The sequence below is a fragment of the Caldalkalibacillus uzonensis genome (assembly GCF_030814135.1).
Classification (GTDB): domain Bacteria; phylum Bacillota; class Bacilli; order Caldalkalibacillales; family Caldalkalibacillaceae; genus Caldalkalibacillus; species Caldalkalibacillus uzonensis.
Window position 1 is genome coordinate 119947 of record NZ_JAUSUQ010000003.1, and the last position, 14586, is coordinate 134532.

The 14586-nt window shown below is 44.7% G+C and carries 14 protein-coding genes; all 14 read right to left on the reverse strand.

Features of this window, described 5'->3' with window-relative positions; all coding sequences use genetic code 11:
• Positions 1–25 precede the first annotated feature (25 nt).
• Entirely contained in the window at positions 26–1099 is a 1074-nt protein-coding gene (locus J2S00_RS05170) for a TRAP transporter substrate-binding protein (protein WP_307336346.1), read from the reverse strand.
• Positions 1100–1585: 486 nt separating this feature from the next.
• Positions 1586–1789, reverse strand: a complete 204-nt coding sequence (locus J2S00_RS05175; RefSeq protein ID WP_370875833.1) for a hypothetical protein — start codon at positions 1787–1789, stop codon at positions 1586–1588.
• Positions 1786–2118, reverse strand: coding sequence for a ferredoxin family protein (locus tag J2S00_RS05180; protein ID WP_307336349.1), 333 nt, complete (start codon positions 2116–2118; stop codon positions 1786–1788). The genes J2S00_RS05175 and J2S00_RS05180 overlap by 4 nt, the downstream gene beginning before the upstream one ends.
• Positions 2118–3413 carry an FAD-dependent oxidoreductase gene (locus J2S00_RS05185; protein ID WP_307336352.1) on the reverse strand — a complete coding sequence of 432 codons (1296 nt, stop codon included), beginning with the start codon at positions 3411–3413 and terminating at the stop codon, positions 2118–2120. Before J2S00_RS05185 ends, J2S00_RS05180 begins: the two co-directional genes overlap by 1 nt.
• Positions 3406–4455, reverse strand: a complete 1050-nt coding sequence (locus tag J2S00_RS05190; protein ID WP_307336355.1) for an electron transfer flavoprotein subunit alpha/FixB family protein — start codon at positions 4453–4455, stop codon at positions 3406–3408. Before J2S00_RS05190 ends, J2S00_RS05185 begins: the two co-directional genes overlap by 8 nt.
• Entirely contained in the window at positions 4452–5282 is an 831-nt protein-coding gene (locus J2S00_RS05195) for an electron transfer flavoprotein subunit beta/FixA family protein (RefSeq protein ID WP_307336357.1), read from the reverse strand. The genes J2S00_RS05190 and J2S00_RS05195 overlap by 4 nt, the downstream gene beginning before the upstream one ends.
• Positions 5283–5541: 259 nt before the next feature.
• Positions 5542–6315, reverse strand: a complete 774-nt coding sequence (locus J2S00_RS05200) for an IclR family transcriptional regulator (RefSeq protein ID WP_307336360.1) — start codon at positions 6313–6315, stop codon at positions 5542–5544.
• 280 nt (positions 6316–6595) lie between these two features.
• Positions 6596–8047, reverse strand: a complete 1452-nt coding sequence (gene gucD / locus J2S00_RS05205; RefSeq protein ID WP_307336363.1) for an alpha-ketoglutaric semialdehyde dehydrogenase GucD — start codon at positions 8045–8047, stop codon at positions 6596–6598.
• A 43-nt stretch (positions 8048–8090) separates the two neighbouring features.
• Positions 8091–9005, reverse strand: coding sequence for a fumarylacetoacetate hydrolase family protein (locus tag J2S00_RS05210; RefSeq protein WP_307336365.1), 915 nt, complete (start codon positions 9003–9005; stop codon positions 8091–8093).
• Between the two features lie 201 nt (positions 9006–9206).
• Complete coding sequence (locus J2S00_RS05215) at positions 9207–9968, reverse strand: SDR family oxidoreductase (RefSeq protein WP_307336369.1); 762 nt, start codon at positions 9966–9968, stop codon at positions 9207–9209.
• A 125-nt stretch (positions 9969–10093) separates the two neighbouring features.
• On the reverse strand, positions 10094–11155 hold the full coding sequence (locus tag J2S00_RS05220) for a TRAP transporter substrate-binding protein (protein ID WP_307336372.1): 1062 nt from the start codon (positions 11153–11155) through the stop codon (positions 10094–10096).
• A gap of 162 nt (positions 11156–11317) precedes the next feature.
• A complete protein-coding gene (locus J2S00_RS05225; RefSeq protein WP_307336375.1) occupies positions 11318–12598 on the reverse strand; it encodes a TRAP transporter large permease in 1281 nt (426 codons plus the stop codon).
• Between the two features lie 28 nt (positions 12599–12626).
• Complete coding sequence (locus J2S00_RS05230) at positions 12627–13154, reverse strand: TRAP transporter small permease (protein WP_307336377.1); 528 nt, start codon at positions 13152–13154, stop codon at positions 12627–12629.
• A 131-nt stretch (positions 13155–13285) separates the two neighbouring features.
• On the reverse strand, positions 13286–14566 hold the full coding sequence (locus tag J2S00_RS05235) for a TRAP transporter large permease (protein WP_307336379.1): 1281 nt from the start codon (positions 14564–14566) through the stop codon (positions 13286–13288).
• Positions 14567–14586 lie beyond the last annotated feature (20 nt).

The window sequence follows — 14586 nt, forward strand, 5'->3', positions numbered from 1 at the left end:
GGGATATTCCCCTCTCAAATATGTGTTATTCAGTCGCTATAATACGATCTAAGATATCACCATATTCATCGGCATATTTTTCGTATACCGGCTGTGCTGCTTCAAAAAATGCCTCAAAATCGTATTCGTCTGCCTGGATGATTTCCATACCATTTTCTTCAGCAATTTTTAGGTACTCTTGCTCCTGTTGATAAATAAATTCGCGTTCAAAGTCACGCATCTCTTCAGCTGCCTTTGTAATGACATCTTGAAGTTCAGGGGAGAAGCTGTCAAATAGATCTTTATTGATAATCAGTGGTGCAGGGCTGTAGAAGTGACCGGTAAGTGTTAAATAATCCTGCACTTCATAGAATTTGTTAGGAATAATAACAGACAATGGGTTTTCTTGAGCATCGACGACCCCTTGCTGCAGGGCTGTAAACAATTCAGTGAATGCCATCGGTGTTGGATCAGCTCCAAATTGACGGAAAGAATCCAAATGGATTTTGTTCTCCATCGTACGAATTTTAACTCCTTTTAAGTCATCAGGTGTTTTAATCGGATGTGTACTGTTTGTAATGTTACGGAATCCATTCTCAGCCCAAACGAGCACTTTTAATCCGGCACTTTCTAACTGTTGGTTAACTTCTTCACCAATTTCTCCGTCAAGAACTTTATAAGCATGTTCACGATCTCTGAAAAGGAATGGGAAATCAAAAGCATTAGATTTAGAAGCAAAATTTCCAACGGGACCGGTTGATGTGAAGACCATATCTACTGTACCAAGTTGCACAGCTTCAATCATTTCACGTTCGCCACCTAACACACCGTTAGGATGAATCTCGATTGTGACTTGGCCATCTGTTGCTTCTTCTACTAGCTCTTTAAATTTCAAGGCCCCTTGATGATAGTGGGAATTTTCTGAATCCGAAGTAGCGTGGCCTAAAGCGATGGTTCTGCTTTCAAAAGTTGGTTTAGTTGCATCATCATTGGTATTTTCACTTTGTTGTTCAGTGGCATCACTTCCGGAAGGTGCTGCTGTTTCGGTATTGCCTCCACACGCTGCTAATACCCCTAAAATCAGCATAAAAACTAGTAACATGCCTAATGCTTTTTTCATCTTTTTCCCCCTCTATTTTTGTTTTTGATATTATCCTGATTTTTTAATTACGGCTTTACTATGCCATCACCTCCTTTATAGCGTCTCTTATATAACATATCTTAAAAAAATTTAAGCGCTTTCAATATTTGAATTTTGAAAGTTTGACAATACAGAATAATATTCTAATAAATAAGGTTATTTATTTTTACTAGAAACAATATCGAGAAGTTATGTTTAAACCTCTGGGTTTAACTTGAGAACTGTTTATCCGCATGTATTTTATTTATATATCTATTATTTTGATTATATTATTTTTTTAGTCAAAATATAATGCTTATGAACTAGATTGTCAAGATAAAGTTGTCATTTTTTATAGTTCCTCTTAAAATGAGTGGAAGCAGGATGGAGAAGTTGCTCCATCCTGCTTCCCAATTTTCTGACTTGATCGTGTGTCATTATAATATGACCTTTGCAAAGTGAGTATTTTCGTTCACAGCAAAGCAGCTAAATTGACATGCGCCGGGGTAAGGCAATTTTTTGCTTTTGCGTCAGCTCAGCATCAACAGTTAACAGATCCATCTTTTCCCAACTCACAAAGGTGTCCTCCCAGATCACATGGCAGGAATGGCTATTCATACCCAATACAACCCCTCGTGCCCCATCCAAAGCAAAGATCACACAGTCACCTATTTTAAACAACCTGTTCACCCCAATCGAAAGACGATCCCATGGCCGCCTTTGGGATATTCCCACTTAATATTTTGATAGGGACAGCCGATGCGGCAGCTGCCGCATTCATGACACCCTTCATAGCCCACATGCATGCGGATCTCTTCCCACTTGTACACATCTGCCGGGCAAAAAATCGTGCAGATTTTGTCCGGACATTTGGTCATACAGATCTCCGGGTCAAGGACATGCAAATGGGATTTGGTGTCCGCATTAAAGCGGACCAGATACTGCTTCTCTTCAATCGTTTGCCCTTTGGCCGTCTCGCCTGCTCCCGCCGAAGACAATTTTTTGGCCGCTTCAGCCATCATTTCATCACCCTCCAGGCCCGGATCACATCCCGGGCAAGTTTCATTTTCTCACCTGCTGAGCCAATATCCCGCCAGATTTTTTTCTGCTTTTCCCATTTGGACAGGCCATCAACGGTAAACATTTGGCTGGCAGCCCGGTTCAACATGGGAATATAGCGTTCGAAATATTGAGGAAATTTATCAAAGTGATGAGTGGCATCTTTATATTTTTTCATGTCCTGTCCCACAAAACTTTCCATCAGCTTGACACGATAATGGTCCAGCATGTTTTCAGAGAAATCATTATACTCTTTGGCCATGATGATGGTCTCCGCAGCTAGGCGTCCAGAGGTCATGGCCAGGTTGGAGCCTTCCCGGTGGATGGCATTGACCAACTGTGCCGCATCCCCGGCAACCAGTACCCCGTGCCCAACCACCTTGGGCATGGAACGGTAGCCTCCCTCAGGGATCAGGTGGGCCAAATATTCCACAGGCTCACTGCCCTGGATGTAGGGGCGGATCATGGGATGATTTTTAACATATTCTAACAACTCGTATGGTTTTATCTTATGTTTGATCAGGCCGGAAAGTAACGTGCCAACGCCTATGCTTAAAGTATCTTTGTTGGTATACAGAAAACCAGTGCCCAAAATGCCCTTGGTGGCATCGCCAAACAGCTCAATGGTGCATCCCTGATTGGGTTCAAGATTAAAGCGGTCCTCGATCACCTTTTTATCCAGTTTTAAAATTTCCATCGTAGCCAGTGCCACTTCATCGGGACGCCACTCTTTATGAAAACCAAGCTGTTTGGCTAAGAGGGAGTTGACTCCGTCTGCCAGCACCACCACATCGGCATACACATCACCGTCGGGGCGGTCCGTTCTGATACCAACCACCCGCCCGTCTTCAACAATACATTCTAAGGCCACTGTTTCACAGACCAGCAAGGCCCCTTGTTCCACCGCTTTTTGGGCGAACCACTGGTCAAATTTGGCTCTCAGCACAGTAAAATTGTTGAATGGTTCCTGCGCCCACTCCAGCCCTTTGTAACTAAAGGTAAGTGCCGATTCTTTATCCATCATCATAAACCGTTGCTCCACAATAGGACGTTCAAGGGGGGCTTCTTTGTAAAACTCAGGGATAATATCTTCCATCATTTTGCGGTATAAGACACCGCCCATCACGTTTTTAGAGCCCGGGTACTCCCCTCTCTCCAAAAGCAAGACGTTCACCCCTGCTTTGGCCAGTTCATAGGCACAAGACGTTCCTGCTGGACCGGCACCCACGACAATGCAATCAAATTTTTCAGGCATGGCGAACCTCCTCTTCTGTTACGGCTGCTTCATTCAGATGAGCCAGGGCTTGCTTAAAGTGTTCGATTAATAAGGGCACGATCTCAAATGCATCTCCCACAATGCCGTAATGACACGCTTGGAAAATAGGCGCATGGGGATCTTTGTTAATAGCAATAATTAATCCCGAATTTTGCATACCGACCAGGTGTTGGATAGCACCGGAGATACCGATGGCAAAATAGATTTTAGGGGTGACCGTCACTCCTGTCTGCCCTACTTGATGATGATGGTCAATCCAGCCTGCTTCCACCACATCCCTACTGGCTCCCACTGCCCCGCCCAGCACATCGGCCAGCTGGTGGATCAACTGAAACCCTTCCTTGCTTTCCAATCCCTTTCCGCCGGCAACAACAATATCTGCTTCGTCAATGCGCACTTTTTTGGTGGTTTCCCGTACAATCTCCAGTACTTTGGTGCGCACATCTTCTTCCCTTAGCCATATACGTTCTTCCACCACTTTGCCTGTACGGCCGGGCTCCCGCTTCAGGGCTTTCATCACTTTAGGACGGACTGTGGCCATTTGGGGGCGGTATTTTTTACACAAGATAGTGGCCATAATATTGCCCCCAAAAGCAGGTCGGCTGGCCAAAAGCAAGCCTGTATCTTCCTCGATGTCCAGCATGGTCGTATCGGCGGTCAGGCCTGTCGGCAAATCAGTGGCTACGGCACTGGCCAAATCTTTGCCGGTAGGAGTCGCTCCGTACAGTATCACTTCGGGTTTATGCTTCTGACAACAGTCCAACAAGGCGTACATATATGGTTCTGTCCGGTAATGCTCAAAAATAGGATCATCGTAAACATAGACCGTATCAGCTCCATACTCAAATACGGTCTGCGACAAATGTTTGACTCTGTTTCCAATTAACACGCCAGCCAGTTCCACCCCCCGTTTGTCGGCTAGTTGTCTTCCTGCGCCCAACAGCTCCAAAGAAACGGGGGCAATCACACCTTCTTGCTCTTCAATATAGACCCAAATCCCTTTGTAATCCTCAAAATTCATTGCACTCCCCCCTTGCCTTGGAACAATTCTTTCTTTTCCAGCACAATGCCAATTAACTGCTTCACCTGCTCTTCCGGTATTCCTTCCAGCAGTTTTCCGCCTTCTGGCTTGGGCGGGGCCCACACTTTGGCCACAATAGTAGGTGATCCTTTCAAGCCTAATTGTTTACGATCTACATCCTCCAGATCGTTCACGGACCAAATATGGGGCTGGTAGCGGGCTGCTTTAATCATGTTGGGTAAAGGTGCAAAGGAAACTTCATTGATCTCTTTTTCAACGGCAAACAAGCAGGGCAGGGTGGATTGTACTACTTCATACCCGTCTTCCAGTTTGCGGTGAACAATAGCGTAGCCTTGTTCCTTGTTGATTTCCACGATTTTTTTCACACTGGTAAGCGGTGGAATATCCAAACGCCGGGCAATGCCTGGCCCCACCTGACCCGTATCCCCGTCAATGGTCATTTTGCCGCAAATGATCAGGTCAATGGGTTTGATTGTGGCTATTTTGTTGAGCGCCTTGGTCAAGGCATAACTGGTGGCCAATGTATCTGCCCCGGCAAAGGCCCGGTCAGAAATCATATAGCCCTCATCTGCGCCCAGTTCAATACACTTCTTGATCGCTTTCACAGCTGGCGGTGGACCCATGGTTAGCACCGATACCGTCCCACCATACCTTTTTTTAAGTCTGACGGCTTCTTCCACCGCATGGGCATCATACGGGTTCAAAATGGCAGGTGCACTGGCCCGGTCCATAGTATTAGTTTTGGGATTCATCTTAATCACTTTTGTGTCCGGAACCTGTTTGATACAGGCCACAACATGCAGCATATCATCACTCTCCTCTCCTCAACGTCTTGTTCTGAATCAAGCTGAATCTCAATTTTATGTTAATTAATAATATTTTAACACATCTAATCATTTTACAAAACCGGGTGAATCAGCGCGGATTGCACTACGTCAAGCTTATTGGTTTAATGGAGGCTAATCCGCACTGTTAAGGAAGTGTACATGAACAACTATAGGGCTAAGGGGAGAAAAACTAACGCATACTGGCGTGGTTTGTTAAGGGGATTAAATTTGCATTTTACTAATCTCTTTGGTAACCCAATTCTGACGATATCTGGGCAGCGGCTTTTTTCATGCTATCGACCACTTCAGGGAGTACCTTGTTACTGAGACGCATTGTAGGACCTGAGATACTAATGGCAGCTACGATGGAACCCGTATTATTGCGCACAGGAACAGCGATACACCGCAATCCAATCTCTAACTCTTCATCATCCATGCCATACCCTAACTCTCTTACGCGTCTAATTTCTTCCAATAATTCATCTGCATTCTTAATTGTATTCTTGGTATGCATAATATAGTTCTGGTTTTGAGCAATCTCCTTAAGCTCCCATTCCGGTTTTTCTGAAACTAAAACCTTTCCCACTGCCGTACAATAAATGGGAGCCCGTTTACTGATTCGAGAATACATGCCGATGGCCAGGTGGCCTTCAATTTTATCAATATAGATGGCTTCTCCACCCTCCAAAATCACTAGGTGGGTACTCTCACCGTATTTATTAGCAATTTTTTGTAAATGGGGATTAGCAATTTTACGGAGATCTAGCGCGTGCAATACTCTGTCGCTCTTTTCCAAAAATTTAAGTCCAAGGCGATACTTTCCTGTTTCTGGATTTTGGGAAATATAACCATGATAAGCAAGGGTACGTAACAAACCATGAACAGTACTTTTGTGCAAATTAAGCGTTTTGCTGATCTCTGTTAATTTTAATTCAGGCTGCTGATCAGTAAATAAATCGAGAATTCGTAATGCCCGGTCAACTGCATTAATGAGTCCTTTTGTTTCTTTCACTTTAAACACCCTCTAACACTAAATAATATCCTTTTACAAGATCAAACAAACTAATGGCATACACATTTACGTCTTCATGTGTCAACTCAGTCAAATCATTTGTTTTACATTATAAAACTATTGTACATCATTTGTGAATTAGGAACAACCCAAAGTAAAAATCATTCCTAAATTACCAGTACGTCATATCCGATGTGAAAAAAGAGCCTCTCCGCGAACCCAATTCACGAAGAGGTCTTAAGAAGAGATGTCCTAGCTTTACCCTTGATTAATGATCATTCTAACGACAAATGGAAACAGTTTTAATGGAAGTGTAAAATTCAATGGCAGCACGCCCTTGTTCACGGGAATGTGAACTGGATTCCTTCATGCCGCCAAATGGCGCTTGGGGCTCCACGCCAGCTGTTTCACCATTGATACGAACCATACCGGCATCGATTTCGTCTATAAATGACAGAGCTTTATTAACGTTAGTGGTAAACAGAGAAGCACTGAGTCCAAAACGGACGTCGTTAGCAATTTCAAAAGCTTCCTCTAAACTGTCCACTGGAATAAGCACCAGGACCGGACCAAAGATCTCTTCCTGAGCAATTTCCGCTTTTGGAGAGACGCTTTCGAACACGGTTGGTTGTATAAAGTAACCGTTCTTGTACTGCTCACCTTCTGGCACTTCCCCGCCGAAAAGAATCTTGCCGCCTTCACTTTTGCCTTTTTCAATCATCGTGAGAATGGTATCAAGCTGGTTTTTGTTGGCTACAGGCCCCATCCAAACGCCATCTTGCAAACCGTCTCCAATGGTAATCTTTTGAACTTCATCAAGCAGTTTAGTTTTAAATTGCTCATAAATGTTGCGATGGATCAAAGCCCGGCTCGTTGCCGTACACTTCTGTCCCGTAGACTTCATGGCACCATTGATGACTTGTGTGACTGCCAAATCCAAATCACACTCTTCATCGACGATGGCAGGATTTTTCCCTCCCATTTCCAGCTGATATTTCACGCCCCGGGCAGCAGCAGTTTGGGCGATATAACGGCCCGTTGAGTTAGAACCAGTGAAGGAGATACCATGGATATCATTATGTTCAATAATGGCATTGCCCACACGAGATCCGCTTCCAGTGACAAAATTAAGCACTCCTTTTGGTAAGCCAGCCTGTGCGAAGACCTCAACCACTTTTGCTGCTGTTACTCCTGTGTCACTGGCTGGCTTAAAGACAACGGTATTGCCGTAAATGAGAGCAGGGGCAATCTTCCAAATCGGAATGGCCACTGGGAAGTTCCACGGGGTAATGATACCAACAACGCCCAAGGGGACGCGGGTTGTATAAATATGAGTTTTCCCATCCATTGACGGGATGACATCCCCTACTTTGCGCAAGCCTTCCCCAGCATAATAGCGCAACAGGTGAACACCACGCATCGTTTCTCCTCTTGCCTCTGGGAGCGTTTTTCCCATTTCCCGGGTCATGGTTTCGGCAATTTCTTCTAGGCGATTTTCCAAAATGTCAGCTGCTTTATACAAAATATTGCCTCGTTCGGCACCAGACATTTTTTTCCATGTTCTCTGAGCTGCTTTAGCCGCCTGAACAGCTTCTTGAACATCGTCTGCAGTTGAAGCTTGGATTTCCCCAACGACCTCATTAACGTTAGCCGGGTTGATGCTCTTGATGGTTTGACCGGATGCAGAAGCTTTCCATTCTCCGTTGATGTAATTGAGATAAGTTTGTGTCATAAATACCCACTCCTTTTCCACCATTGTGATTTTTTATATGAAGTTAAGATTTTTGTACTCCTGTCCGTGTCGCCAGAGCAACAGGATTGGACAAGGTTCCCACACCGGACACCTCAATTTCGATGAGATCTCCTTCCTGCAGGGTAAATTCGTCAGGAGGAACAATACAAGTACCAGTTAAGAGAACTGTACCGTCGAAGACCTTATTGTCCCGACAGAGATAGTCAATGAGATCATGAAATTTGCGCTTTAACTGGGAGGTATTAGCACTGCCTTCAAAGATGAGCTTTTCTTCTCTGTAAATACGACACACAATGTCCATATTATAAGGGTTATCCACCGTCTCAGCTAAACGGATCGTCGGACCGAATGAGCATGAGTTGCGCCAAACTTTAGCTTGAGGCAGATAGAGAGGATTTTCTCCTTCGATGTCACGGCTGCTCATGTCATTACCGGCAGTATATCCGATGATCTCACCTGATCCATTAATAACCAAACCGACCTCAGGTTCTGGCACTTGCCACTCTGAATCAGAACGGATGCAAACTGGTTGATGAGGGTGAACAGTCCGGGCTGACGTGGACTTGAAGAAAATTTCCGGACGTTCGGCTTCATAAACCTTATCGTAGAACGTAAGTCCTTCGGGCTTTTCTTTCATTTCTATATTTCTTGCATCCCGGCTCCGCTCGTATGTCACCCCGCAAGCCCACACTTCAGGTGCATCAACAGGAGTTAACAATTCAACGTTCTGCAGACGGTAAACTTTTGCCTGCTGCCTATAGTTTAATGAGGAAATCAATTGAGAAGGGGTCTGACCGACATTTTTGGCATGCTGAGCCAGGGTGACAATGTCCCGGCATGCTTCGGGATGAAGACTAGTGATCTCATAGATCTCTTCCCCTTCTAAGACACCCAAAACTGCTGTTCCTTGTTCATCTAAAAAGCGAACGATATTCATATTCATCCTCCCTCTGAATAGGCCCTATACTGCCCATCACTCGTTGATGTACGATAATATAAAACTCTGTTTTTATTTTTGTTCACATTTATTATAACATATTTTTTGAAAATGGCGTGTAATTAAAGCAACTTTTTCAATATTAATTCTCTTAACCGCATTTTACGGCTCAGCCATTATTATTGTACTGACAACTCGCCGTTATCTGGCCATTAAACCGCCGTCAACAATCATATTGCTTCCAGTGACAAAAGAGGCCTCGTCTGAAGCGAGGAAACAGACCGCATTGGCAATCTCCTCAGGAGTGCCCATACGACCAATCGGTTGACGGGCTTCCATCGCTTTTCGTGCCGATTCGGGGTCAGGATTGTTGCTTAAAATCTTGCCAATCCATGGCGATTCTACCGTTCCTGGTGAAACGGCGACTGCCCGGATCCCTTTTTCGGCATAATCAATGGCCACTGATTTAGTTAAGGCTATCACGGCCCCTTTAGAAGCACAATATACAGCCCGGTTATACACACCCACTTCACCAGCAACCGAGGCAATATTAACGATAACTCCTTTTCCTTGCTCTTCCATGATGGGAACCACAAACTTGCAGCCCAAAAAAACACCTCTTGCATTTACAGCCATGACCCGATCCCAATCTTCAACGGTTGTTTCAGCCACTGGAGCTGCTACTCCAATACCGGCATTGTTCACCAAGATATCAATGCGGCCAAACTGGGATTTGGTCCAGGAGATTAGCCGCTCTATCTGTTTCTCTTGTGCGACATCAACCTGATAGGCCTTACTTTGAGGCGAAGTATCCTTAATAAGGGCATAGGTTTGCTCTGCCGCTTCCAAGTTAGCGTCAGCGATAACCACGTGGGCCCCTTCTTGAGCGAACCGAACGGCGATAGCCTGGCCGATACCAGATCCTGCTCCTGTAACAACAGAGACTTTATCGGACAGCTTCATTTTTTTTCACTCCCCATGTATATCTCTAATCCCAAGCATTCATCTGTACTAGTTTAATAGAATTAAATGGACTAGGATGGAGAAACCTCTCCACCCTACCCCTAAATCAATTCAATCGCATATGGTTAGCTATGCTTTTCGATCTCAGCCATAAATTCTTCAACGATGTCGCGGCTGATGTTATCAGCATGTTTGTCAATGACAGGCATAACCGCTTCCCGGAAACGTGCCCGTTCTTCATCACTGATTTCTGTAAAGGTCATCAATTCTTTCAGTTTTTCTTTACTTTGTTCAGCCACTTCGCGGGTACGTTCACGATTAAACAGTCGGGCTTCAAGGGCAGTTTCCCGGATAAGCTCCTGTTGCTCAGGTGATAATGTATCCCAGATAGGTTTACTGAATAAGAATACGAAAGGTGTGTAGACATGGTTGGTGTCTGAAATGTAATCCTGTACTTCAGGATAACCTTCTAACTCAATCGTTGGATAAGGATTTTCCTGGCCATCAACAGTACCTTGTTGCATGGCGGTAAACAATTCAGCAAAGGACATCGGAGTCGGGTTAGCCCCCAGTTCTGACCAGGCATCTAAATGGATTTGATTTTCCATGGTACGGATAACTAAACCTTTAAGATCTTCTACTTTTTCAACAGGTCTAACACTGTTCGTCAGATTTCTGAATCCGTTTTCGTACCAAGCCAGACCGATTAGGTCCTGTTCCTCAAGCAGGGCGAGCATTTTATCTCCGAACGGACCGTCCAGTACAGCATCAGCCACTTCTTCTGAAGGAATCATGAAAGGCAGATCAAAGACCCCATACTCAGGAACGAAATTAACCAAAGGTGAAGTGGATGGGATAGTAATGGCTAAGTCTCCCATTTGGAGCATCTCAGTGGCCACCCGGTCGTCCCCGATCTGAGCGGAATGGTACACTTCAACGACAAAATCATCGGTTTTTTCTTCTAGTAATTCTTTAAAATGGAGAGCAGATTCATAAAGTGGATGGTGGTTGTTAATCCCTAAACTGATCCTTAACACCATGGCATCGCCATTGCCACTTTCCTCTCCTTGGGATGCGTCACCATCGCTGCCGGTCCCTCCCGTATCCTCACTGGAGCCGCAAGCAGCCAGGACAGAGATCACCATGGTTAAGGACAATAACAAAAGCAGCCATTTCTTTTTTGTCAACACATACATTTCCCCCTTTTATTGTTTTTTTAGATGACAGATTCAAGTTTCAAGAGTTGAAGAAAACTCCAACAAAACACACTGTACTAACCTTGACATGTTTGTCTATTTATACGTCTTATACGTCTTTTCAGTCACCCCCTTTGCGGATCAGACATTTTTTTATTTTCCAAGGCTGACCAGAAAGAGGGATATATCCGGAAGATAAGTGATGAGTAGTAAACTTATCACCATGGCAATAAAGAACGGGATAACGGCCCTGGAAATAGTTAGTACAGGCAGACCTGATATTCCTTGTCCCACAAAGAGATTGACACCCAATGGAGGGGTGATAAAGCCAATGGCCAGGTTAACCACCATTATGATGCCAAAATGGACAGGATCAACGCCTAACTGCACTGCAATGGGAGCAAGAATTGGCGTTAGTATAATAATGGCGGCAGATGTATCCATAAAGCAGCCAACCACCAAGAGCAACACATTGATAAATAAAAGGACGATAATCGGATTTTCAGAAATACTCATAATCATATCGGCAACTTGATTCGGGATCTGCTCGACCGTCAACAGTCGTCCGAAAGTAGAGGCCACACCCACAATAATCAGAATTGTGGCGGTTGTTAGCGCTGCCTCTCTAAATACCGCTGGCAAATCTTTTATTTTTAATTCTCGATGAAGCAACATACCGATTAAAAGGGATGCTACCACAGCGATCACTGCTGCTTCGGTCGGGGTAAAAATACCTCCGTAGATTCCTCCCAAGATAAGCACAGGAATCATCAGAGCCCATTTGCCATTCCATAAAGCCTTAAAGAAATCTAAAATTGTAACCTTGTCTTGTCGGCCACGATAGCCTTTTTTCTTCGAGTAAATGTAAGCCCAGATCATCAGGGCAATCCCGATTAAAATACCGGGGATGATTCCCGCGATAAACAAATTTCCGATCGAAGTGGAAGAGGAGACACCGTATAAGACCATGGGAATACTGGGGGGTATAATGACCCCGATAGACCCGGCTGCCGCCACTGTTGCAGTAGCAAACTTTTTGTCATAACCTTGTTGCACCATGGCCGGAATCATAATCCCACCAATGGCAGCGACGGTAGCGGGCGAAGAACCTGATATGGCAGCAAAAAACATACAGGTCACGACTGTGGCCATGGCGAAGCCACCGGTGAAGCGCCCCACCATCACATTAGCCAAGTCAAAAAGTCGATTGGAAATACCGCCTTTGGACATGATTTCCCCCGCCAGAATAAAGAAGGGCACAGCCATTAAGGGGAATGAATCTGTTCCGGTGATCAAACCTTGCGCTAAAAAGCTGAGGGACATGGTACCGGAAAACATTAGTGTTATCATGGTGGAAAGTCCCAGGGCAATACCAACAGGAACCGTCAAGAGCAGCAAAATAAATAAGGTGCCAAAGAGAATCAGCGTGGTCATCCTTCTCCTCCCTTAAACCTGTTTACACTTAACTTTGTTTTATCTGTTCCTCAAATTCTTCTTCTACGTCTTCCAGGTCCCCTGCCAGCAAACGTCTAAATTGTTTGATGAGATGTTGAATAAGACGAACCGAGGTTAATGCCATTCCAACCGGCCCTGCCGCATAAACATAACCCATGGGTAAACCCAGCCCCGCAGAGGTTTGGCCCCTGTCAAAAATATACATCATCACTTGATAGCCATAAAAAACCATAAACACGGCAAAGAATAAAAACAGCATATTCGCTATAATATTGAGAATCACCTTTCCTCTGGCACTAAGTACCATAGACAATGCATCTACTGAAATGTGACGCTGTCGTTTAACTCCGTAACTGATGCCGATGTAGATCAGCCAGATAAACAAGTAGCGTGCCAGTTCTTCAGACCAGCGTGAGGAATCACCCATTACGTAACGCATAAACACCTGATAAAAAACGATAACAACGGCAATGACACTTAAAAGGATCAACATATACTCTTCCAAATGTTCATCGAGCCAGCGCAAGACCTTCACATCGATCTTTCCCTTCAAAATAAGATCTTTAAGCAAGGAGATTATAAGCTCTTAAGGCTTCTAAAACGCTTACAGATAAATACGAGATAACCGAAAGACAGGAAGCAGAACATGGTTTGTAATATAAAACACTAACTCGTCATCAATTTAGGCAGCCACAAAACGAGATCAGGGAACAGAGTGATGATGAGCAACACCGCAATCAGCAACAGATAGAATGGAATAAGTTCCCGAATTAACTGCAAGATGCCGATGCCGCCTATCTTGGAGATCACAAACAGCACAATGCCAAACGGTGGAGTTAAAAGCCCGATCATCAAATTGAGAACCATAATGATCCCGAAATGAACAGGATCAATACCAAATTCATTAAGCAATGGCAATATGATGGGCGTGAGAATTGTAATGGCTGCGATTGTCTCCATGAAGGCACCGACGATCAGTAAAAAGAGATTTAAGACCAAAAGTAAAATCAAGGCAGAATCAGCGAAAGAGGTAAAGAAGTCCAACACTTCCATCGGGATGCGCTGACGCATGATGACGTTTCCATAAATGGTAGCCATGGAAATAATAATGCCGATAATGGCACTATCCCGGGCAGTTTCACGCAACACCTGAACCAATGATTTCCATGTTAATTCCCGATAAACAATCCCGGCCAAAAAGAAGGCGTACAATACTGCTACGACTGCTGCCTCAGTGGGTGTAAAAATCCCTTTATAGATTCCTCCGATAATGATCACTGGTGTGAGCAAAGGCAGAAATGCCCGACGCAAAGCCCTGAAAAATACTGGCCACGTTGGACGTGCTTCACGGGGGAAATCCCGCTTCTTGGCAAAATAGGAAACAAGCAGCATCATGGCCACGCCCATTAACAAACCGGGAATCACACCAGCAAGAAACAAGGCCCCGACCGAAGCACCTGCAGCTACCCCGTAGATCACCATGGGCAAGCTGGGCGGAATAATCGGACCAATAGTGGATGAAGCAGCAGTAATAGCGGAAGAAAATCCCCGTCCATATCCTGCATCGCGCATCGCTTTAATCTCGATTTGCCCAAGACCAGCTGCATCCGAAACTGCGGTTCCAGACATTCCGGAAAAAATAACACTGCTGGTCACGTTAACGTGTCCCATACCTCCAGGGAGAAAACCCACGCATACTTTACAAAAATCAAAGATGCGATCAGTGATGCCTCCCGTATTCAGGAGTTTACCGGCAAGAAGGAAGAGGGGCACTGCCAGAATAACAAAGCTATTTATACCGCCCATTAAGCGCTGGGCCATATTGGCATATTGGATATTGCCATCCATAAGCATCAGCACAAAAGAGGTAAAGCCCATGCTGAAAGCAACTGGCATTCCGATAAGAAACAAGACCAATAAAAGCCCGATAAAGACTACAAGTACCATTGGCTCAACCCTTTCTGAGA

Excerpts from the sequence above, each read along its gene's own strand:
- J2S00_RS05225 (WP_307336375.1), bottom strand. The coding sequence starts at position 12,598 with ATGACCACGCTGATTCTCTTTGGCACCTTATTTATTTTGCTGCTCTTG.
- J2S00_RS05180 (WP_307336349.1), bottom strand. The coding sequence starts at position 2,118 with ATGGCTGAAGCGGCCAAAAAATTGTCTTCGGCGGGAGCAGGCGAGACG.
- J2S00_RS05170 (WP_307336346.1), bottom strand. The coding sequence starts at position 1,099 with ATGAAAAAAGCATTAGGCATGTTACTAGTTTTTATGCTGATTTTAGGG.
- J2S00_RS05235 (WP_307336379.1), bottom strand. The coding sequence starts at position 14,566 with ATGGTACTTGTAGTCTTTATCGGGCTTTTATTGGTCTTGTTTCTTATC.
- gucD (WP_307336363.1), bottom strand. The coding sequence starts at position 8,047 with ATGACACAAACTTATCTCAATTACATCAACGGAGAATGGAAAGCTTCT.
- J2S00_RS05195 (WP_307336357.1), bottom strand. The coding sequence starts at position 5,282 with ATGCTGCATGTTGTGGCCTGTATCAAACAGGTTCCGGACACAAAAGTG.
- J2S00_RS05210 (WP_307336365.1), bottom strand. The coding sequence starts at position 9,005 with ATGAATATCGTTCGCTTTTTAGATGAACAAGGAACAGCAGTTTTGGGT.
- J2S00_RS05190 (WP_307336355.1), bottom strand. The coding sequence starts at position 4,455 with ATGAATTTTGAGGATTACAAAGGGATTTGGGTCTATATTGAAGAGCAA.
- J2S00_RS05215 (WP_307336369.1), bottom strand. The coding sequence starts at position 9,968 with ATGAAGCTGTCCGATAAAGTCTCTGTTGTTACAGGAGCAGGATCTGGT.
- J2S00_RS05185 (WP_307336352.1), bottom strand. The coding sequence starts at position 3,413 with ATGCCTGAAAAATTTGATTGCATTGTCGTGGGTGCCGGTCCAGCAGGA.